Here is a 23,185-nt window from a genome sequence, read left to right as displayed (position 1 = left end):
CAGGTGGAAAAGATTTGCGACCTGATTCTGGAAGCCACTCACCCTCACCAACCACTTTTAAACAAGCATCTAATAAGTGTAGATGAAAAGAGCGGAATCCAAGCCTTAGAGCGCATCATTACTTCAAATAACGGAAGCCAACGCTTGGAATATGAGTACAAACGTCATGGTACTACCTGCCTGATGGCTGGGATGAATGTAGCAAATGGAGAAATCTCTCATCACCAGCTTAATGATACACGCAATGAACAGGATTTCCTGTCTTTTATCAAGGTATTGATAGAAAAATACCCTATAAATGATGAGATAACTATCATTGCCGACAATTTAAATACTCACATGTCTGCTTCTCTAACCAAATGGGTAGCAAAACAAATAGGTTTTGAGGGGGATTTGGGCGAAAAAAGAGGTAGAGGCATTTTAAAGTCTATGGTAAGTAGGAAAGCATTTTTAGAGGACAAAAGTCATCGGATTAGGTTTGTTTTTACACCAAGGCATTGTTCCTGGTTAAACCCTATTGAAAACTGGTTTTCTAAAATTCAAAGGCAACTCATCAATCGGACAAGCTTTACATCTAAAAGTACGCTTTGTCAAACAATAGAAAGGTATATCAATTGTTATAATCAGCATTGGTTAAAGCCTTTGAAGTGGAAGTTCAAAGGCTTTACAAAGGAAAAGGAAATTAATATCATACTAACTTAGTTCCTTTTGCACTAGTACCTTAAACATTAAGTAAATGCGCTATTATTTGGGATGAGTTTTGTTTTCTGACGAACTTCAAAAATCGCGCATAGCCTTAGCTACGCAAGTTTTTTTAAGTAAAGTCAGTGGGCAAAAATCGCCGAAATAATGGGTTAGGTATTTAGTATTTAAGGTACTAGTCGCCAGAACCCTGTTGTTGCTACGAATCCTCAGCAACCGTCAATATTTTTTCTTCATTGCTCCACAAGCCCGACGAGTTTTCGGCTACTACTTTGAAGTGATGGTATATATTGGCGCCTTCCGTGTTTTTAAGCAACAAACGATTGCTTTGCAGCGCTGTGTCTACCAGCCCTACTACCAATGAGGCATTGTTAGACACCAACTCATACACTTTTTCCCAACCGCCTTGTTTGTTCATCTTATACAAATGATACTTGCCATTGTGGGTTGTTTTAGTCCAACTTAAGCGCACATTGGTCAGCTCAAACTGGGCATTGACCGGAGCAGCCTCCAAAGCAAGCGATGGAGTGGAGGGAGCGCGACCATCTACCATGCTACTAATGAGTAATTTAGAAGGTAATGACGCCACTTTGCCTTGCACAATGTTTCCTTGTTTGTCGGCATAAGTTACCGCGCGGTCTACTGTAAGCCTGTAATACATTGGTTCGCCATAAGGAATAAAATCAATGTCAGTAAAATCATCTTTGATTACCCAAACACTTTTTTGGGCTTGTTGGTCGCTTAGCTCTATGGTTTTCACCAAATCCATTGATTGAACCGACAAGCTATTTGTGGGGTTGGTAGTACGAAAGACGTTGATTGTTTGAATGTTTTGCAGCGCAGCATAAGCGTTGATTTCAAACTGCATGCCAGGTACGTTCTGGGCAGTTTCATTGGCCAATACTGGCATCACGCTTTTTACTTGTGGCGTCTCTGGTGCCTGGGTATTGACCAAAGTAACCGGACCAAGTATTGGGCTAAACTCTCCCAATTGCATTGTACTACCCATTTCTCGTACTGCATAAAAATACACATTATTGGAGGTGCCGTCCAAACCAAAATCAGTGAACAATACTTGGTGAGTGCCTGTTTTTTTGGCCATAGGCGCTATATCAAAATCGGGATGTTCGGGCAACAGTAGCTGCCCATTTTTGCCCCTTACTACTTGCTTTTTGGGGCTTGGCTGGTAGCTCTCCCCTTTGATGTGTTGATACAGCAAAGGGATTTCTGTCAAGGGGACAAAAGCATTGAGCACGGCTTGACGAATCTTATCCTTGACTTGTCCGGGCGCCTCAGTCCCATTAAAAAACGTAGGGCGATCGGGGTTGGGCAAACGATACCCACTGGCTGTAGGAGGGTATACCCCAAACTGACCATTTTCATTTACGGGGTCGTCTGTGGGATAATTGTAATCAAAAGTCAATACGTTTCTCCAACGATTGGTTACATAAGCCGTGTCTTGCAACCCTGCTAGCGCGGTTCTGATGGTCTTTATTGTATCAGGGCGATACAACGCATTGAGTAACGCCTGCTCGTCCATGCGGTAATACAACAAGGCATGAGGGGAATGGGCAAACTGAGTAACCAAGGTATAGTGAGCTTTGCCAAATACATCAGGGCGGGTAGCATACAAACTCCCCTGGGGCAGTTCTGGTCTTTTGGGTGGCACTACCTCTTGGGCAAACATGAGTTGAGGCGTGCTGATATTAGAAACCATTGCCTGGTGGGTAGCCAGGCTTCTTAGCCCAAAAATACTATAATGCACCCCTTCGCCTACTTGGGGCAACACATTACTTTCGGTCAAACCCCAGGCACTATCGGCGTAGAGGTGTACTTGATAACCGGGGTAAAAATTGACTGAAACCTGGGTACCTGTTTGAATAACATCTTGAGTAATGGTGTTTTGCTGGCGTTCGGCGTCTACCACATACAGCACCAAGTCAGTTTGCCCTATCCCTTCAATTTTCATGACTTGCAAATTTTTTCGCTTGCCTAAAGTGTTGGCTGCTTCATGAACTCTTACAATGCCTTGGTACCAGTTTACCGAATTGCCCTGAGGCTTAAACTGAGGATGATTGGCCAGCTGTGTACCGTCTGTAAACGATATTTTGTATACGCCCACTTGCCCGGTGGTGGCTACCGTGGCCTGCCCCCAAATACCCCGACTCTTTTCTACAAATGTGGCGTTTACATTACTGCCTTCTGGTTGCTGAATCACCTCGCGGTGTACCGCCCATTGTGCCCCAATTTGTACTTTGAACCCAGATGGATTGGCGTTGCCCCAAGCCTGATTGCCTTGCATGTTTTCGACCGCCATGAGTTTGCCATCTGCCTTAAGGGTGGGCAATGGCACCCCTGCATTGGAGGGCAAGTCTGAGTCGATACCACCCGTCATTTCTTGTTTATATATTTTAATGGTAGGTCCACTTCCAGCGTTGGCGTTGGGTACGACCTCTTTGATAAGGTATTGCTTGTCTTCTAACACCAACACCCCCCCGGCAAAGTTACCTGCCTGGTTGGCGGCTACCGTAGGCACCCACTCCGAACCATTGCTCACCACCCGATAAGTGGTGGTGCTTACTACCGCCACCAAAGCATCTTGAGGGTCGGGCTGAATGTGTTGGGCTTTACCCAATAATTGTTGGGGGGCACTGCTTCTAAAAAATATTTCTACCGCATCGGCAAACAGCTCCTCTGCATCTGGAAAAATGGCGTCGGGATGGAGCGCATTGGTAGCACTTCCCATGTCTTCGGGGGTAATCTTGTACCTCACCAACTCCTGAAACCCATGGTATTGAAAATGAAGCCGTACCAAAGTTTTATCTGCGTTTGTGATTTGCTCTAGTCTTTGTTGGTCGTTTTGCGAAGTAAACAACAAGGGACTTTCGGGCTGTACCAACACTGCCTGCAGCCCCGAAGGTGGCAATAAATTATTTTTTAGCGGGAAGTTGGTCGTGACTGAATGTGTTATGCTACTACGGGTGGCTCTGCCAAACCAATTGATTCCATAAGAGCTATATACATGGGTTCCTGCTTTTTTTTCACGGTGTACATACAAGGCTTCGCCAGGGTCTGGCAAGTGTAACACTACCGACTCGGCATAAGGCGTCACTCCAGTAGGCACTGCAGCCAGGTGGCGTGTATTATTGAGCAGTTCGGGGCGTTGCCAACTGCCCCCTTGCGTTTTGTACTCAATGCCTGCATACACTGGGTAAGTACTCTGGGCAAAATTGAAAGAGTCAGGGGTAGCAAAAAAGCCTCCCTCATTGTATTCGGGCAATGCTTGGGCAAACAAGCTAATAAAACGTGTTTTGCCATCTTGAGTATAGCCTTGCTCATCTGTAATCCTGACTTGATTTTCTGCACTTTCGCTGTATTGAATGCCCATTTGTGGCGCCTCCAAATCTACGGCATAAGGCAGGCATTCGTCGTCTATAGCCGTGGGCAACGATAAGTAGGTATGTGCCACAGTTCTGGCTCCTTCGCCGTCTCCCAAATCGGCGGTAGTAGTGTATTCGGCCTTGTACACAAACTTGCCCGACATCACCGCTGGGTCGGTATCCAGGTAGCCCAAACCCAGCATTCGAGCCACGTGGTAGTCAAACGAAGCCAATTGCAACATATCAAGGTTAGAAATTTCCATTTGATCGGTGGTGCCTTCGTCTGTGGTAAACTGCACCATCTCCGTGGCTTTCGGGTTGTTGGCTTGGTCGCTCAGGGTGAGGTACTTTTGCACTACTTCTTTGATGTTACGGTCGGGTGCCTCACGCGTACCGCTCCACTTGTCGTGGTAGCTGGCCGTATTCACAAACGTTTGGTCATTGTAACGCGGCCATTGGCCATGCACCAACCCTGGGGTGGGTTCTAAACCTTGAAAAGCAGTGGCGTCATCGGTGCTCAGGGCAAACTTCCCCAGCGCCTTCCAAACACGATTTTGGTTCATGTCTTCAAGTAGCTCGTCATACAGCTCCAGCTCAAGGGCTGTTACCTCGCATTGCCTGGCGCGCCACCTCACGCTGCGTCCGTTTTCCAGGTTTACCCGAGCCGACGAGAGCGTGGTTTGGTCAAAAGTTTGGCGGGCAACGATATTTTTAGGCGAAGCCAGGGTGTTTTCTTCTACCCCAAAACATTCTACTTGCAATTGACTGTCGGCTTGCCCTTGGTTTACAACCCACCTTACCGCAAAGAATACATTTTTTTCAGTGCTCACTTCTATCAGTCCATCCCCATAATTTTGAATAAAACCGCGAGGGTTTACCAAAGGGTTTATGCTGGATCGAATGGTTTGGTAACGATCGGCTTGGTGGAAGTGAACAGAGATGAACTGTTCATCTACGCTGTACATCCATTGTTGGTTGAGGTCGTCTACGGTTTGGGGCGGAGCGCTCAAATCTAATGAGGTAATTTGGGGAGTATAAACCGCCCGATAGATTTTCACAAAGTCGTTGGGTTTGTTCAAATGATGGGCAGTGTTGGCCAAGTTTCCTTTGGGCAAGTGATGGGTCAGTTGTTTCTTGAGCATCCAACGCAAGTGAATGCCCCGCGCGCTGCCATCTGCCCCGGTAGAGCCTGCCGCTTGGAGGTAGAGGTGAGGAGATTGAATGTTAATAGTGGGGCGATGCAAACAAAATTGCTTATCAGTCCAGTTAAAATCAGTAATAGAATAGAGAGCAATAGATATTGGGCTATGCCCTATAGTATTAGACGACACAATAAAGTTTTCAAGTGTAACATTTGTTTCACCAATAGAAATAGATTCTTGCACATTATTTTGTAGTACTAAGCAATTTGGGGCAATTAGTGGTGCTATGGCTACACTACTATCGTCACTCAATCCAATTATATGATTTCCAATAAATTTTAAATGAAATCCGTCCTTTTGATTGCCCTTAAAAGTACCTTTTAATACCGTATTGCTACCTAAATCAATAATATCAGTTACATTACTATTACTCTGAGCAACATGTATATATCTGAAAACTTTATTCATTGCAAAACCATATTCGGTAATTCCAGTAGCTCCGAAATCATTTGCAAATGATTTGATGGCTAAATCGCCCAATGATACACTTTTAGGAATATTAATGTAATAGTCCTTAGGGTATCTAGATAGAATCAGTTTATAGCCATCTTGTTTAATAGCAAAGTATATTCGATGAAACTGGGTTGTATCATCAGTGATTTCAGCAGGGAATTTTATCTTTCGATTTTTTATTGGGATTAAATCACTGTTTAGAACAAGTACCCCAAAATCTTCTAAATTATGACCGTTTCCATTGGAATGTAAGATCACAAACTCATCATTATCCGCATCATAAAAGATTTCTTCAAGTCCTTTACCATCATTAATATTAAATTTATTTACCTGATTGATATCACCTTTTGAGCTTAATTTAAAAATTAGAGTAACAGCATTACCGAATTTCAATAGAGAAACAACTGAGCCATCATTTGTAACCACCAACGAGAACTTACTAGGAATAGATGGTTCTTTAATGGCTGTATGCCACTTCACTATACCATTTCTACTAATATTAATGATCATAACTTCTTCTGGCGTACCATTTTTTTGCCCTAATATGATAGCCCCTCCATCCTTAGTACACCTTACCCTTCGCACATGTAGGTTATCAATTCTTTTTGCCCATAGTATATTACCTAAATTATCAATATTATATATAAGAAACCCGTCATTTATGCCAGCAAATTTATCTGCAATTAACAATTGACCTTCTACATAGTCTATGAGGTTATTGTCTGCTAATGCAGGTATCTTATTTACAGGATTTCCATTTTTCTCAAAAATAAATTCCTTAATAAAATCCATGATTGATCGCTTTTGGGTGTTTATTGAATAATGAGTTGATTGGTTTGAATAGTTTCTACGACTTCGTAATCATTGCCATTCCATTTTTTGTACTGAAACCGCACCACCAGATTACTGGCGCTGATGGCCTTGCTACTGTGCATAATCAAAGCCTGGGCATAGTCTTGACTCAACAATACCTTGTAGTGAGTGTCTACACTGGCGCCATTCATTACGGCTATAGTAGGGAGGGCTTCTGCCCGAGGCATCTTGGGGTCATTCAACGGTTCGGGGTTGCGAATGAGCAAGGCCACCACCTGCCCCGAATTGGTATCTTTGATGGGGTGAAACTCAGTAGTAAGCGCAGGAGCCAGAGGAGGCATGCCCAATGCCCCCTCTATAGCCCGTGCAAACAAATCGTTCCATTGGGTAGCCAATGCTTCACTGGCAGGGTCCGACACGTTGTTCACTATGTGGTAAGCCGTATTGATGGCGGCCGTGTCTAAGGTCAGCGGCACGGTAAACACCGCATTTTGTGCATTGCCTTGGTTGTCTTGCAAGCGATAGCTATTGACTTGCTCGGCAAAGTGGGCATAACGAGAGGTTTGAAACACAAAATTATGCACCTCGACTGTAGCCCCTTCAAACACATTGTTTACAATGGCGGTGTACATTTTTTGAGGTTTCAAATGGGTAAGTGTTACCTTGGTGACATAGCTCAACGGCTTGATTAGCTCTCCGCCCACCAGCAAACATTGCAAGTCGGGGTGATGGGTTTGTGCCTGGACAAAATTGTTGAGCTGTTGCAAATGAGTGGGCATTGGAGGGGCATCATCTACCTCCCAACTCACTACTGCCTGGGGTATTTCGGTAGTAGTAACGTGGGGCGGAGGCGGGTTTTCAACACTTAAGCCTTCGATAGGGTCTTTGACCACAATTTGTAGCTTCCCCTGCAACGAAGCCAAGCCCTGATAAGCAGGCCACTCGTTCATCAAGTGTGTAGTGTAGGTCTGGGTAAAAAACAAAGCAATGGTATTGTGGCCATTTTCGCTGCTGTAAAACAAGGGCTTAGACCTGAGCAAGTTGCCATCAGCGTTGGGGTAAGAACGTGCATAATCGATGTACTTTCTCATATTTGCGAGGGCATACTTTTCGGGGTTTATCAATTGCCCTTGAGCATTGCGGCTGGCGCCGTAGCGCACCCCCGCTGCATTGTGAAAGTGCCCTACCGGACCAACCGTTTTAAAACCATAGTAATACTCAAAATCGGCCAGCTGCTGCCCATCGTCTACATTGTCTCTTAGTTTGAAATGAACGTAATAGGTCGAGTTGGGGCGCCATACCGGGCGCACGGTTTTGTTGAGGGCATTGACCGACGCCTGGTAGTCTTTCTGAATGGCCGCTTGCCCCGGAATGTGTTGGTTGAGCACATAGTCTTCTACCGATTGCCAGTTGACTTCATGCAGGTAAGATTTAAACGAAAACTTGGGGGTGGGTTTTCGCCCCGTAAACGAGCACAAAGATTGAGGGGTAGACACTACCTCGCCTACGGCCAGGTCTGAGGCGTGTATTGTGCTCCACTGTTCTCCAGCAAACAACCTGCCTGGGAAGTTGCTTGTAATGTTGACATCTATTAGACTCAGGGCAGGGCCTGTTTTTGACCTGCAACTGCCCACCCCAGGGTCGAGCCGCGCCAGGTAATGCTCTTCGTCCTGGGCATCGCTGTGCAACAATACGCTTTGGGCTGTTGCCCAGTCTAGGTGTACAGTTTGGGCTTCCTCACCAAAAACATAATTGCCCACCAGGTTTAACTGACGATCAAACTTGTAGATACGCTCGTTGACCCCCACCAACACAAATTGTGGGCTACACTTAAGGGCGTAGCTGAGGGGATTTACCAGGTCTGTTTCGTTAAACACCTTGGCGGCAAGCTCATGAGGCAATGGAGCAGAGGCATCAAACCTGGCCACAAACCGATCTACATTGCCCAAAGGCACCAAAGGATCGCCGCCATGACGCCTTGGCTTTAGCTCTGAAGCCAGGTCGCCCACTACCACAAATTGTCCTTCACTATAGCACACATGCCTTAGCAAGGCAATACTGCCTGATACGCCTCCCCAAAACTTTTGCTCTACCAGCTGAAAATTTTCGTCCAGCTTGACCGCAAAAGAGCCGAAACTATACCCCACCAACAACAAGTGTTGACCATCAAAAGCGGCTCCCTGTAGTGCAGTACCCACAAACAATTTATTAAACCCTGAGAGGTCGCCAACAGGACGCCTGCCCCCCCTACCTCCATTGCCTCCACCGTTATTCGTTCCTCCTGTTTTGAAAGCAGTATGCCCCCCTGTCAAAAAGAATTGGTCATTGTTCATCTTTACCAAAAAGGAGTGGTGGTCGTTGTCCGGAAAATAGTCATAAAAAGTAGCTTGAGCATCTCTGAGGGCACCGTTGCTTTGCACCCTCAACAAGCCAAACAAGGTAAACAACACCGAACGACGGAGGGGCACTACATGGTGCACCAACAACATCAGGTCGCCATTGTCGCACAACACTGCCTGGCGAAAGCTAAAATCGTTGCCAGAAGAAGGCACATAGCTTTTCTCCCAGAGTACCTCGCCTCGCACATTGAGCTTGGTGATCAACCCTACCTGCTTGCCCGAGGCATGCAATACTTCGCCCACGGCATAAATATCGCCCTCGGGGGTTTCTATTTGGTGGTAATAGGCATGAGGGGCTTTTTCGTATTGGTTCAAGAAAAAATCCAACGTTTCTGCCGGAGTATCATCGGGCAACTTGGTGCCCCCTGCTTCATACAATGTTTCTAGTTGGGTAATGAGCAAATTGAACTGACCCACAAAGCTGGCGCCGTTCAACTCGGGCAAACCAGTACTAAGCGAAGCCACGTAGGCGTCAAAATACAGCTCCGCCAATTTTTGCCTCACGGTCATTACAGCTCCGTGGTCTATCTTGTCAGGAACAATCAATATTTTGGAAACCCCTTGAGTGGGGTGGCTATAGGTTACCGGGTTCGCCAATGCAGCCTTGGTTTTGTATTCTTGCGTCACCAGGCCATACTGTACCTCTGGCGCTGTGTCGGCTTGTATCGCCCCATAGTATTGAATGGTGACTCCGCGCGCCTCGGTAGACAGGTTCAATACAACGGTTTGGGCAGCTTCGGGCAGCTTAAGCTCCAGGTCATTGGAATTGTCGAACTGCAGCGATTGGGCAAAAGCAGGCGTGTTGGCGTCTTGTGCCACACGTCCACGCATTCCCCAGGTTTTTCCTTGCAAATCGCTGAATGCCTGGCCGCTGAGCTTGTAATACATGCCCTGCTGCTGATAATAGCCGCGCAGGTTGGTGGTATACAAGGTATTTGAAGACACAGTTAACCAGTTGATCACCCCTTGTGTACGGGCCACCCCCTCGCAAAACATATTTGCCGCTGTAATGCCCATCTGTTCGGGTACAAACCAACCAGGCTCGCCTTGTTCGGTATAGCTAAACGGGGCGCTGGCCAACAAACGAATGGCGTTGTATTGTTGGTCAGACTTTTGCCAGTGGCCTATCTTCAGCTGAGACAAATCGGCGGTGGTGTTGGCGTGATTGGTCATTGCCTCGTAAGGATGGTAGGTTTGCCAGGCGTGGCCATTCCAGATGTTGATGTTGATGCTTTCGATAGAGTAACGGTGCTTTACCTGGCGCACATCTTTGCCTCCCTTGATGGTTTTTTCGGGAGGGATCAAGTCGGTGTAGCCCGCTGGCGGGTGATTTACCCCACCAATTTTGTGGGCAACTGCATTGGGCAATACTGCCTTGGTAAACTTGAGGTCAATGTAAGTGTCCAGAGGTAACACGCTTTCGGTAATGTTGGCCGCCAAAGGCAGCCCATCAAACTTTTGCAGATCAAAGGTTTCGCCCGTGAGCATGTGCACGCCTTTGACCAGTTCGTGAGCCCTGGCGGGCAACAAGGGGGCTATAGGGCTACGGTCTACCTGTCGGTCTTTTTCCCACTTAAGCTCTACATTGACACATTTCTTGATTTTGATAAAGGCAATTTTGATTTTGCCACATACTCGAAACTGGGCATAAATCAGGAAAGGTTTGGCGGCTTCGGCGGCCAATATGGCATCAAAAGAAAGCCCCAAACTAATAAACCAAAGAGATACCTCTAGCCCGCCTCCTACGGCCAGGTGCCCGCCCAACTGGGAGCGCTCAAAGCTGAGCCTGGCGCCTACCTCGGCATATAGCCAAGCCTTGACGTGGGCTGGGCCAAAGCGTTTGTCAAAGTTAAATTCGGCACGGGCACCTACTGCTATGCCCTTGGCCGATAGCATCAGAAAAGCCCTTACGTCGAGCAACGAAAACAACCGCGCCGAAATGGGTTTTTCTTTGGTGCCAAAATGAATGTACCAGGCCGAAGGATGGTCGAAGAAAAATCCTGCTTGTACTTCGGCATACAAATCTATGATGTGGCCATTGTTTTTGGGCAATTGATAATCGGCTCCAAGGCCCATTTCTATAGAGCGATCGCCTATGGCCAAAAAAGCAAAGAAAGGGGGCTCATTGCTGGCATCCAGGTCAAGGCGTTGGCTCAAAATATTGGCCTTGCCCTCTAGAATAAACACACTGGGCAACGACAATAATAAAAACAACCGAGTAGACAGCAAGAACCCATCGTCCATGGTGGCTAGAGTAGCCCCTGCCCCCACCGAAAAAGGGAATGCGTAGTCTGCAGTTTTGTCGGGACCGCTCAACTTTTCGGCATGAATGCCACTTCGCGGGTGTGCCATGTAGTCGTACCAAGAGTCTTTGCCCGACTCTAGACCAATGGCCTCTTTTTCGGCTACGTAACGGTAGCCCAACAAACCCCTAAAGCCATAAAACCCCAAGCCAGTAGCCCCCAATGGAATGGGCTTGGGCAAGCCTATTTGGGCATCGATCAAAAATGCCGGATATTGAGGAGCCAAACGCATGTCGGCGTTGCCACTGATGCGGGCCTTGGGAAGCTTTACCGACACTCCTCCTTCGTACTCAATCGACTCGCCAGGCTGAGGAATAGACAAATAGCCTTGAATAATGGCGGTGGCACTTTCGGGGGTGGCGTTGCCCGGAATGGTAATGTCTACCTCTATAGTTTGAATGCTGAAATAATCGTGGGCGGGTTTGCCTTGGGCAGGGTCGTTGTCTATAGTAAAAAAGTACTGCATGCCCTTGCCTCGTGCCTCTACTCCAATGGGCCCCAAGCCCAGGGCGCCGTCAAAGCCAAAAACATAATATTTACGCATGACGCCCAAATGCTCGCGTTGGTAAGAGCCAAAGTTGATGCCCGAAATGCCCACTTCTAATGGCCCCAGGTGGAGGCTAAAACTGGCGGGTACGGGAATGGTGCCGCCCACAATCTCGAAGCTGCCATCGCTGTAAATGCGCATGCGAGACACCTCAATCGATTGCCCCTTGAGCATTTTATCCATCACTTGGTTGGTAAAGCGCAACTTGCACCCAATGCCAATAAAGAATTGGTCGTCTTGGCGACCCAGCTCTAGCGAGGTAATATGAAGGGCAAGCACCCCTGGGAGGTTGAAGGCCTCGAAACCTCCCTGGTTGGCAGCAGTAAGCAAGAAATCACCTTCGGCATTTAGGTGCCCATTGATGTCTATGACCGCCTCCTGGCCTTGGCTGTTTTTCAGGCGTGGTATTTTGAGCCGTCCCGCAATGTTGGAGGCCGTCACCACATTTTGTTGAAAGGTGAGGCCAAAGGCCTGAAAACCCACCTCAAAGCCCTGATCGGCGCCTATTTTGGTAGTAAGGGTAGGTGTAGCACTGTGACCCCCTACGGCCTCCAGCGCAAGGGTGCCCGAAAGTCCTCCCGTACCCACCAATAAGTGGCGTGCCGTGATTTTGGCCTGCGATTGGTCTACTTGTTTGAACCATTTGGTGGGGAGGGTAATGGTGGCGGTTTCGGCGTAAATGCCCATGAAATCTTCCAGTCTCCCGTCAAAATCTGCCTCACTTATATTACTGTTTCTGCTTAAGTCTAATTTAAGGTTGGTAAAATCAATGCCAATGCCTGTATTACCAATTTGGGAGGGATAATTGAGGCTTGCTACTTGGTCTTTGTCAAAGCCAATCCCTCTATAGGTGCTAAAATTGAACGTACCAACATCAAACACTATGATAGATTGTTCAGGTTCGGGCAAGGGATTGCCTGTGATAGCATCCAATGGGGTCAAAATGTTTCGGGGGAATGCCAAACCCAAAGATAAATCAAGACTTGCCTGAATATTAGGAGTGATAATTTTTTTGATATAATCCAGCAGGCTTTCTTTATTAAGCTTGTAAGACAACAGGTCTAGGTTTTGATTATAAGTATGGGGATCAGACGAAGCAATGTAAATGGCTTTGATCGCATTGGCAATGCTATCTGTAATTAGAAGGTGCTCTTCCACAGCCCAGCGAATATCTTCTGCCATATTTAGTGGATCGTCTTCAGTGGGGTAAGTTATTTGGTCAACTCCAGCAAGATTATAATGTTGATTTAGCTTATCTACAAGCCTCTGATAACTTTCTAGAGTAGTGTCTGTCTCAAAGGCTTCTATAGCAGTCTGAATCCATGTATTGTCATCCAGGTTTAGAGTTCGCTCCAGAATGTTTTGCATTTCTTCTGGCAGGTACGAAAAATCCTGAAGGTTGAAATTGTTGACCAACGAAAGAATTCCCCAGTTGTAATGGAGCCTCAAGGGTATAAGAGTTTCGTCTGCATTGCCTGGGTTCAAAACCAGCGAAAGCCCACTATTGAACAGGTCTAGTTTGAGGGCTTCGCCAGTGACCAGTATCAGGTTGTAATAAGCTTGCGTACCTTGATCGTTTTTGGTAAACTGGAGGTTTTTATAATAAATATTGTCCAGGGCATGTTGCAGCCCATTTTCCAGAAACTGCAGCTCTGGTGGAAAGTCGTTGAGGGTAACTATAGTACCTAGGTTTGGATAAAATGGTTGGGTGGACATGGGTTGTATTGTTTACTCTACTGCTCAAAAACATTTAAAATTTTTGCTATTCCCTTTGGTTTTTCAGGTTTATTATGATAATACTTCAGGCTTTCAGGAGTAATGGGTTGATTACTTATTCTGTGGGCTCTCAGAGCTTTTTGAGTGATAGTAAAACTTACTCGTTTACGCTTATTGAAATAATGAGTCCTATAAAAAGACTTGCTCACTTTTTCTATGTCATATTGTTTCTGTTTTAGTTTTTGAAGTGTTGCTTGGTTGATAGCAGTTTGGTGATACAAATCAATAAGATAGGTACCAGGGAGGAAGCGCAGTGCTTCTATAGTTATTCCAGGTTGGGTATGGCGCAGGTAGTTGGCTAGGCTAACATAGTTATTACTTTCTTTGCCCAGATACAAATATACATGCATCGTCTTATTTCCTTTTTTTAGCGCATAGTATATCAAAGACTTATAAAAGGTATCTAGTTTCTTAAAAATCATTCTCTTATAATGTTGGTGATCTTGTGTCAACCAAACCAAAGAAGCCTTATAAAGCTCACCATTTGTAAACAAACCATCTTTGTTCAAAACACCTAATCTCTTTATTTGAGTGCTTTTGGTAGTCCAGTTGCACCATAAATATATACTTCTTAATACCTCTGGCTTCGTACTAATGGGGAGACCCTGTAATATTGTTTGAACTGTTGGTGGCTTTTGATCTTTGAACAAGTAATACCGGAGTTGATCAGGGCCAATAAATTTTGGACTGACCTTAGCTTTCAGTAATTCCTTTCCTTTAATTGTCCATACCTCATCTAAGAGAAGGTGTTTTGGAATGGTTGTTTGAACTTGCTCTCTGACCGTATCGATAATGGAAGCTGAGTTGTCAAAAATATTGATGCAATATGTCCCTTCTTTAAACTTAAAGTCATTCAGAGTGATCTTGTGGTGCACAAGATCCTTCATTCTATGATCTACATATACATAGATCATCATCCACTTACCCCTTTTTTCCAAAGCAAACCCATGTACAGAGTTTGTGGCGTAATACCCTAAATAACGGTAAACTCTGTGGGTGATGCCTTTTTGGTTATGCCTTGGATAATCCTTTCCTATAGTTAAAAAATCTTTTTCATACATCAACCAAGACTGCTTTTGCAAAGTTAAACTATCTGTATGATCACCTGTCAGCAATGCATCAATAGCAATTTTGCCCAAGCAATATACTTTTATAGAGTCCAATTCAGGGCTTTTTTCTATTGACAAAGAAGCATAGTCAAAACGTTGGGCTTTTGTTGTTTGTGTGGCCAATATCAAGAGCCATCCTAAGCAAAAACATTTTATAAATTGTATCATTTTTTATTATAGTAAGGGCAAAATTTTATTTTGAAGAGTATCTACAATATCAGCTATCATTTTCTTACGATCGGTATCCACATTATCATACAAAAAGCCCACATGAATATGCCCTGTCCTTACTTGATGGAGGTTTGATTTATTGAACTTTTCCCTTAGAAAAGCTACCCGATAATGTATTTCATTAGACAAATAACTTCCTCCTGATCCATTTCTTGACAGGAGCTCTCTATTGCTATTAATAGAGGTGGCATATATGTTAGATGGATAATTGACAATGTCAGGAAAGCTTTCCAGAGTAGATCCGTCATTTACAAGATTGGAACCTATATAGTTACTCCCGCTGTTGTCATCAATTATTATTTTACCAGAGCTATCGGCTCCTCTAATTGCAAACTTGTAATTTTGGGCAAGTTTAAACTTCTTTGTTGAGTCCAACCAAGGTTTAAAGTCATTTGTGACAGCAAGTTCTCCCAAACTATTTTCGATAAACTCCTTATCATCTTTATCTTTTTGACTTAAATAGTAAGACTTTCCAGCTAACTTAAACTCATTGTCATGCAATGTTGGGTTTCTATGCCTTGAAGCAAATCTATCTAAATGAAAACGTGATGAAGTCTTATGCGCATTAACAAAACCATAACTAACTGTTACAATAATTTTTAGAGGATGAGTTACAAAGTTTACATAGCTTTTATGTTCAAGGTGGTTTTGATCAATGTAGCGTTGAAAATAACTTTCTACTATCCCGTTGTTAAAATCATCGTAACGTACTGGAAATATACTAGTAAGGATTTTCGCTTTTTTGCTCCCATTCACCAATTCTGTATTGTGTAATGCAAGTGCTATATTTCCTGATGGATTAGATAAGTGATACTGTCCATCTAACCCGTTATACTTTCCCCACCCCCGACGAAAAGAAGAGCGATAAATTGATCTGAAAGGATCATAACCAGTAATCAATATAGGGATATGGTTAGGGTAAGTAGTAAAATTTGGCAATGTATCTCTATGTAGTCCTCGCGACACTTTTTCTATTAAATCAATGCACCTTTCCATATCATCAATAGATAAAGTACCCTTGTTTATCAATGACTGTACTAAAGGGTGTTGTTTCAAAGTTTTACGCATTTGCAAACGAGCCAAGTACAAAGCACCATCTTTATTGTACATTGCACTCGTTGCAAGCCTAATTTGCTCCCTGGCTTTGTTTAGTAGTTTTGCTGCCTCATCTCTGATTATTTTCTCTATTTTATTCGCAAAGTTGACGGGAGTCAAAGTATCTAGCTTTGTTTTAAAACCATTAACAATAACTTTGAGAGGTGCACCTATATTGGTATATAAATACTTGTATGTTGAATTTGCTCCATTATGCTGTTTCCCGTATTCAAAGTCTCCTGGTGGCGGTGTTGTAGTCAAATGAAACAATTCTTCATAAGTTAGTTTCGCTTGTCCTAGAGCTTGTTCTTCTTTGTTGGCAAACTCTGGTGTAGTAAAAATCAGTCCATCCCGGGAGTAAACCACAATTGGAGTATTGGGATGAACATTAGTATATGTATTTGATGATTTTTCTAACCCATATAAGACCAGTTCATATTTATAATAAGGTTGGTTGTTAACATCTTTTTTGAGCCCTCCACTTGGGATAAGACGGCACATGAAAAGGTGGTATTGATGCAACAGGTTCTTTGCCGAGATTTGTAAATTCTGCCAATTATCCCTATCCAGTCCCAACAAAAATATATTCTCTTTTACAACAGAAGGTTTGCGATACGCCAAGGTAAAGATATAGTTACCAGGAGCCTCTTGTATGCTTAATTTTTCAACCTGAAAGTCCTTGTTAATTTTCTGAATGGTTTGAAAAAAGCTTTTGTTGTTAAATGTTCCACCTGCGTAATTGAAAAAAGTTCGTTTGTTGCCATTGATGTTCGAAAAATAACTTTGAGGTGCTGCATACAAAATAACTCGATCAATATCTCCAGACGGAGAGCTGTTGAAGTCATTTTCCAATACCATTCCAGTCTCCATCCAACCTCCAAAACCTATGTTGCGTCGTTTGGACAGTGTAATATTCTCTCGAGTAGTAAAAATAGTGTTTTTGCCATCAAATACCCGACTATCAAGTGTATAGCGAACTTTGTGTCCTTGATTGGTGATATTATGTAGCCATATTTTCTGGGCCAAAGCGGTAGGAGTAGAAGCAGGTGATGGTTTAAATGCCACATTATTGGACAGGTCAATACCCAAGGCTACTATTTTCTTGTTTTTGTAGTCTACATTTGCCAAAGATTTTAATTTAAATATTAAGGTAGAATGAGACCTCAATAGCTCAATATCTGGTAATACATCTTGTAACACAACCATCGTTGTTATTCCATTAGAGTGCATGCTTTTAACCTTATATAACCCACTAAGGTCAGGTCTTATGCTACTAAGTATTTCGATTTCGTCTATATCACCCACTAAAAATTGCCCAAAATCAATTGTTTGTTTAGAAGGAAACTGTACAGTTGCATCAATTTGTACTTCGGCCTCACTCTCAATAATTCCAATGCTTAAACCATCCACATACTTATGATGGTGTGAACTTATCCACTGCACTCCATCACTGGAATTCCAAGGAATAAATGTATTGACTGGCCCAAATAAATAATCAGTGTAATGCTCATAGGGAAACTTTGTTGTACCCAATGTATTTCCTACCTCCCGTTGTTTGGCATAGTTTAATTTTATGAGAGTTGTCAATTGCTTTCCAGAGGGGGTACCTGGAGCATTGGGTACCCTGCATCCCAGAGGTTTTGTCCAAACGGGGTCATTTGCATCTACCAAATCATTTTCAGTGACAAACGTTGTCTGCCTATCAACTTTAGATGGTGAGGTAGTGATTTTAAGGTGCTGTCCTACCAGCATTGGGTTTTTATTATCACTTGTTAACCGTAAACTGATGTATAAGGAATTGCTGGTTTTGGTAGTATGTGGGGTGGGATATTCAAAAATATGCACAGGCCATCCTTCTGTATAGTATTCCTTAAGATTAGCCTGTAAAGGATTTACCCCTATTTTCAACTCTTTTTCGTCTTCAGCAGCATTGCCTGTATTACCTTTATAGTTGCCATAGTAGTTGTAGGAATTCCCGTTTTCATTACGAATGTCTATGTAAATCCGGTGTTTACTAAAAAAAGGAACCAATAGATTGTTATATACATCATTTGTAGTTTTTACTTCTTGAGTTACTCCTAGGTTCCTATAATATAATTTGGTTGAGCTTTCCCCTCTAAAAATCTGGTCAGCCAATAAACCGTAAAATGCTGCTACATCTACAAAATGTCTAGACTGCTCATATTGGTAGGCTTTTTCTGAACTGTTGGTAGCATTTGCCAGCAAAACAAAAAAAATCTCCCTACTCATGTCTATGGTGGGATAATACTCTGGGTTTTCTAATACAATATCTACCCCTGCTAACTCATTGGCCTTGAAGTTTCCTAAATGCATGCCTGATTCAGCCATAAACAGCTGAGAACCTGTATTGTTGGCAATAAAAAAGTAATTATCCAAGTAATAGTGATGGGGTTTTATGCCTGTAGTGGGCATTTGGTATTCTCCAAATAGGGCACTGGTAGGCACCTTAGCCCCAGGCTGTCTTTTTTGCTGGATGATTTGTAGAGCATTTATAAATTCTGAACCTGTAGTTAGTACATTTCCCGTATTGCTATCTATAAAATCATCTCGCTTGAGACCACGATAAATAATATATTTGATAGGGAAAAAACCTTGTGGTTGTTGAAAAGGCCTAAGTATAATATTCACCAAACCACCAGGGTTTCCGGTACCATTCCCATTCTGAGATTGAACCAACACATACCCTTTAAGCATGGCATAAGCTGGCACATCACTATTGATTTGAAAAGAAGAGGTAGTACGAAAAGCATCTGAGGACAAAGGTCCAAAGCAATCAGATGCTATTTGAGGAGAAACTAGAGCATTGTTTATGTTCTTATCCACAAAATGATATATAGACGACATACAATTTTTGGTTTTTGATTGATACTAAACTAGGTCACTTACTTGCAAAAGCTGGCGTACAACAAATATTTATTTTTCACTTTTTGTTTCCAATACGGGTAAATCAATCACTTTTGGTCAATATTTACCCAGGCTAGGCTTGGAAAAACGTTGGTTGGAGCATTCGCAGCTATAATTCCATCATCTACAAATAACCTCCCTTTTGCCTGTCCATCCGACACATTGCCTTTGAGCCCTTGGTGTTCTATCACTCCCCCTCTGGTTTGTACCCCTGAATCAATCACTCCCACAACGATACTTGGGTCGCCGTGCCTAATGTCGTTGGGGTTGCCATTGTTCAAATCAATATTGTTTCCACCATTCAAAAGTGTCCAAGCTTCTTCTGCCTGGATAATTTTGAGGTGCCAGTGTTGGGCATAATGTCGGTTCAAAGGCATATTGTGATGTGTTTATGTGTTGAATCATTTGTATCGCTACTACTTAAAAGGAAATCCCACATTTGGGCAACCACCGTCTAATCTTTCGCTGCCTGGCTTTGGAAAAGTGGTTATGCTCTAAATACAATTTTTGTAAGTTGCTCAGTTGGCCTATTTCTTCGGGGAGGTTTCTCAAACGGTTATTCTCCAGGTCAAACTCTCGCAAACTGCTAAGCTGGCCTATTTCTTCAGGAAGCCTTCTCAAACGATTATTCTTTAGGTTAAACTTTTGTAACTTGCTCAGTTGGCCTATTTTGTTAGGCAACTTTTTCAAACGATTATTCTTTAGATTAAACTCCTGCAAATTGCTCAGCTGACCTATTTCGTTAGGCAGTTCTTTCAAATGATTATTTTTCAGGTCAAACTTTTCCAACTTCCTTAACTTACCAATACCAGTATGCAAAGCAGTTAACAGGTTGTTTTCTAAATACAACCGCCTTAAGTTTAGTCAATTGTTGAATTTCATTAGGCAAGCTATTTAGGCTGTTATACCCCAAATACAATACTCTTAAGTTTTTTAGGTTTCCTATGCTCTTGGGCAAACATTCAAGCTTATTACCCACTAAATACAATAATGTTAGCTTCTCCAAATCACCTATCTCTTGGGGTAACTCCACCAGCCGATTGCCATGCAGTTCCAAGTAAATTAACTTTGTTAGTTTCCCTATCTCCTTGGGTAGCTTCATCAGTTGATTAATACCTAAATCCAGTTCCATTAAACTTGTAAGCTGACCTATTTCCTTGGGAAGAGAGGTAAGTTTACCTCTGCGTATCGTCAAATCTTTCAATTTTTTAAGCTTGCCTATGCTCTTGGGAAGAGAGGTAAGTTTACTCCCTGATAATGTTAAAATCTCTAAATTTTCAAGCTCGCCAATCTCCTCAGGTAATTTCTTGAGTTGCTTATACTCAATCGTAAGGCGTTTTAGGCTTTTAAACTCTGCAATGCGTGAAGATAAAACAGTCAATGAATCGTTTCTCAATATCATGCTTTTGAGCCCCGAAGAAGAATGAGCCAGGGCATCTTGCCAGGAAAAAAAGGCCTTGGCCTGCCCTGCGGAGGCTTGCCACGAAAAACACAACAACACTCCAGCAAAAAGCTTGAATCTATCAAAAGCGCTTAGAAAACGTTCATTCAAAGGTTTCATATCCATTATTTTTAGTAGGGTATTTTTAACAGTAGTGAGACGCAATCTGTGATAAAACACCACTACTTTTACTTTTATTGGTGGTATATTAGTGTTGTGAGAAACCAGTCATGTAATTTTACAAAAGTTACTCATTTATTTTGTGAACCATTGATGATCGGCGGTAAAGTTTTCATAGGGAGGGTAAATTTGGTCATTTTTTGGCTAAAATTTATCAATCTTTGGGTAGTCAATGTGTAAAGAAATGTTTCCCTAATTCTTTGAAGTCTTAATCAATGCTGTTACCCCCATTCAATAGCTGCCAGGCTTCAGGCACCTTGGCTAGACGCAAATACCATTGCTGGTTATAAAACTTATTGTTCACCATATATTTTCACTTTAGTTGCTGCTCTCGAAAAAGAGTAAAGCGTGACAACAAAATTTCACATGAGGCATGCACCCTTTGTGTAGATACATTTAAAAATCGGTTGCCCCAGGAGAAGCCCGTTCCTTAATGGCTTTTAGTTCCTCCTGCGAAAACTTATTATGGGCAATGAATAAGTTCATCAAATCAAGTTTGTAAAAACTTTTGGGCAATGCCTTTAATTGATTGTAGCGCAGTTGTAAATACACCAGCCCCTTAAGCGCTCCAATTGATTTTGGTAAACTTGTCAGTTGGTTATGATTTGCGTTCAAAGCACCTAAACCACTTAATTTACTTAAACTTTCAGGAAACCGTATCAAGCGATTGTGCGATAAATTTAAATTACCGAGATTCTGAAGGTTGCCAATGCTTTCAGGAAGCCGTGTCAATTGATTGTGAGACAAATTCAAGAGAACAAGATTTTGAAGATTTCCAATGCTCTCAGGAAGCCTGGTTAGCTGGCCATTTCTACCTCCCCAACGATACCTCAGCGACTCGCCACTTGGGTTGTACCTGTACCGAAACAACAGTTCTCTTAGGTTTTTCAAGTTGCCAATAGCTTCAGGCAAAGTAGTTAATTTACTTTTCAATACTTGAAGTGTTCTCAGCTTTTTTAGGTTGCCAATGCCCACGGGCAAGGTGGTGAGTGGCACATTCAACAAAAATAACATTTCGAGGTTCGGCAAGTCTCCTATGCTTTGGGGAAGGGTAGCAAACTGTCCATTGACAATTTTTAAATACTTTAGCCGTTTAAACTGCCCTATGCCTGGGGTCAATGCTACCAAATTATTTACCTCTAACTCTAACATTTCCAACTCAGGAAAGTTGCCAATGCTTTTAGGCAAAGTACGCAGGTGATGTGCTATTAATGTCATTTTTTTTAGCTTGGGGAGTTGGCTCAGGCTTTTGGGTAAAGTGGTTAACCTGTTTACCTGTAATACCAGCTGCTCTAAATTTAGGAGTTTGCCTATGCTTTTTTGGGGTAATTTTTTCAAAGCATCTGCTCTTAAGATGAGTTTTTTTAAATTTTGAAGCTTGCCTATGCTTTGGGGCAAAGTACGAAGACCATGGGCTTGTAACCTCAGTGTGTCTAATTTTTGAAGTTTGCCTATACTTTTAGGCAAGGCACGAAGGTTATTAGACCTTATTTCTAGCCTTTGCAACTTTTGAAGTTTGCCTATCCCTTTTGGTAATCTCGTTAAACTATTTACATTTAACACAAGGTAAGATAAATTCTTAATTTTACTTATGCTTTTAGGCAAAGCAATAAGGCTATCTGCTTCTATCCTCAAAAAAGACAGGTTAAGCTCTCCAAAATTCTTTGGTAATGTCTTTAGGTTTTTACACCTTATTATAAGGCCTCTTAAGTATTTAAGCTCGCTTATTCGTGGAGACAAATTTATTACATTATCACTATATAATACCATGGCTTTTATACGACGAGAAGATTTAGTTTGGGTAGCGAGGGCATCTTCTAATGAAGCAAACTTTTTGTAATATTGCCCATACCCAACCGATATTTGAGCCATTACACAAAACAATAAACAAGCAAAAAGCTTGAATCTATCAAAAGCGCTTAGAAAACGTTCATTCAAAGGTTTCATATCCATTATTTTTAGTAGGGTATTTTTAACGGTAGTGAGACGCAATCTGTGATAAAACACCACTATTCAAAAGCTCTTTTAAGTCTTCTGCAAGAGACTTGAAAGCTTCAGTCACTCGATCCTTACAGGACAAGCTTTCCTTGCGCAGCAAAGCTACTTTGCTTATAACTCCGACATTTAATGAATGTAGGCAAGGGCTGCATTCGGAGAATTTAGAGACTCGCCCTTTGGGCTTCGGTTTTTGTGCTGGCGAGGCGTATTTTTAAGGGAACCGATGGCTGTAGCTATGCTGTGCCGAGCTCGGCAAAGCTAATAGCCATAGCCCCGAATACAAGTTCGCATTAGCATCTACTTAACTTTTTAGTTGAAGAGTTAAGTTGCTGATAAACAATGTATTAAGTTTAAAATAAGCCACTTTTAAAGTTACTTGATCTTGATGTACACACGCGGGACGCGTGCGCCAGCCGTGAGAATAGCTATAGCCCCGAATACAAGTTCGGGGACACTTTTTTAACCCTGATTATAACTGAGCGTAAGCGAGTTTCTAAATTCTCCGAATCAAGTTCGGAGTTGTAAACCGAACTTGATTCGGAGCTCTGTTTCACCATTGACAATAAACAAGAAAACTAATTTTTAAACATACTCTTTGTTTTTCGGATAAAGATACAAGGTTTTTAGATAA

Annotated in this window: 9 protein-coding genes; 1 reads left to right on the top strand and 8 read right to left on the bottom strand. The window is 42.8% G+C overall.

What is annotated here, in order from left to right:
* A partial coding sequence (locus tag Q0954_RS14360; RefSeq protein WP_299457983.1) for a transposase occupies positions 1-702 on the top strand: 702 nt, incomplete at its 5' end.
* Between the two features lie 199 nt (positions 703-901).
* Here the strand turns inward: Q0954_RS14360 and Q0954_RS14355 are convergent.
* The 8 genes from Q0954_RS14355 to Q0954_RS14320 form a co-directional block, all read right to left on the bottom strand.
* Positions 902-6,529 (bottom strand): hypothetical protein, encoded by a 5,628-nt coding sequence (locus Q0954_RS14355; protein WP_299457981.1) that lies wholly within the window; start codon positions 6,527-6,529, stop codon positions 902-904.
* A gap of 20 nt (positions 6,530-6,549) precedes the next feature.
* The gene (locus tag Q0954_RS14350; RefSeq protein ID WP_299457978.1) at positions 6,550-13,515 is read right to left on the bottom strand and encodes a hypothetical protein; all 6,966 of its coding nucleotides are present in this window, start codon (positions 13,513-13,515) and stop codon (positions 6,550-6,552) included.
* A gap of 17 nt (positions 13,516-13,532) precedes the next feature.
* The gene (locus Q0954_RS14345; protein WP_299457975.1) at positions 13,533-14,852 is read right to left on the bottom strand and encodes a hypothetical protein; all 1,320 of its coding nucleotides are present in this window, start codon (positions 14,850-14,852) and stop codon (positions 13,533-13,535) included.
* Positions 14,853-14,858: 6 nt separating this feature from the next.
* Positions 14,859-18,875 (bottom strand): hypothetical protein, encoded by a 4,017-nt coding sequence (locus Q0954_RS14340; protein ID WP_299457972.1) that lies wholly within the window; start codon positions 18,873-18,875, stop codon positions 14,859-14,861.
* 107 nt (positions 18,876-18,982) lie between these two features.
* Positions 18,983-19,312 (bottom strand): hypothetical protein, encoded by a 330-nt coding sequence (locus Q0954_RS14335; protein ID WP_299457969.1) that lies wholly within the window; start codon positions 19,310-19,312, stop codon positions 18,983-18,985.
* 43 nt (positions 19,313-19,355) lie between these two features.
* Positions 19,356-19,754, bottom strand: coding sequence for a hypothetical protein (locus tag Q0954_RS14330; protein ID WP_299457966.1), 399 nt, complete (start codon positions 19,752-19,754; stop codon positions 19,356-19,358).
* On the bottom strand, positions 19,735-20,496 hold the full coding sequence (locus Q0954_RS14325) for a leucine-rich repeat domain-containing protein (RefSeq protein ID WP_299457963.1): 762 nt from the start codon (positions 20,494-20,496) through the stop codon (positions 19,735-19,737). The genes Q0954_RS14330 and Q0954_RS14325 overlap by 20 nt, the downstream gene beginning before the upstream one ends.
* A gap of 456 nt (positions 20,497-20,952) precedes the next feature.
* The gene (locus Q0954_RS14320) at positions 20,953-22,503 is read right to left on the bottom strand and encodes a GTP-binding protein (RefSeq protein ID WP_299457961.1); all 1,551 of its coding nucleotides are present in this window, start codon (positions 22,501-22,503) and stop codon (positions 20,953-20,955) included.
* Between the last annotated feature and the right edge of the window lie 682 nt (positions 22,504-23,185).

It is taken from the genome of uncultured Microscilla sp., assembly GCF_947493425.1.
GTDB lineage: Bacteria > Bacteroidota > Bacteroidia > Cytophagales > Microscillaceae > Microscilla.
Note: the sequence above shows the minus strand (reverse complement) of the source record. Positions and strands in the feature narration are given on the sequence as shown.

What these genes read in the sequence shown, in the direction of transcription:
- Q0954_RS14340 (WP_299457972.1), bottom strand. Translation starts at nt 18,875, where the DNA reads ATGTCGTCTATATATCATTTTGTGGATAAGAACATAAACAATGCTCTA.
- Q0954_RS14355 (WP_299457981.1), bottom strand. Translation starts at nt 6,529, where the DNA reads ATGGATTTTATTAAGGAATTTATTTTTGAGAAAAATGGAAATCCTGTA.
- Q0954_RS14345 (WP_299457975.1), bottom strand. Translation starts at nt 14,852, where the DNA reads ATGATACAATTTATAAAATGTTTTTGCTTAGGATGGCTCTTGATATTG.
- Q0954_RS14325 (WP_299457963.1), bottom strand. Translation starts at nt 20,496, where the DNA reads ATGAAACCTTTGAATGAACGTTTTCTAAGCGCTTTTGATAGATTCAAG.
- Q0954_RS14320 (WP_299457961.1), bottom strand. Translation starts at nt 22,503, where the DNA reads ATGAAACCTTTGAATGAACGTTTTCTAAGCGCTTTTGATAGATTCAAG.
- Q0954_RS14335 (WP_299457969.1), bottom strand. Translation starts at nt 19,312, where the DNA reads ATGCCTTTGAACCGACATTATGCCCAACACTGGCACCTCAAAATTATC.
- Q0954_RS14350 (WP_299457978.1), bottom strand. Translation starts at nt 13,515, where the DNA reads ATGTCCACCCAACCATTTTATCCAAACCTAGGTACTATAGTTACCCTC.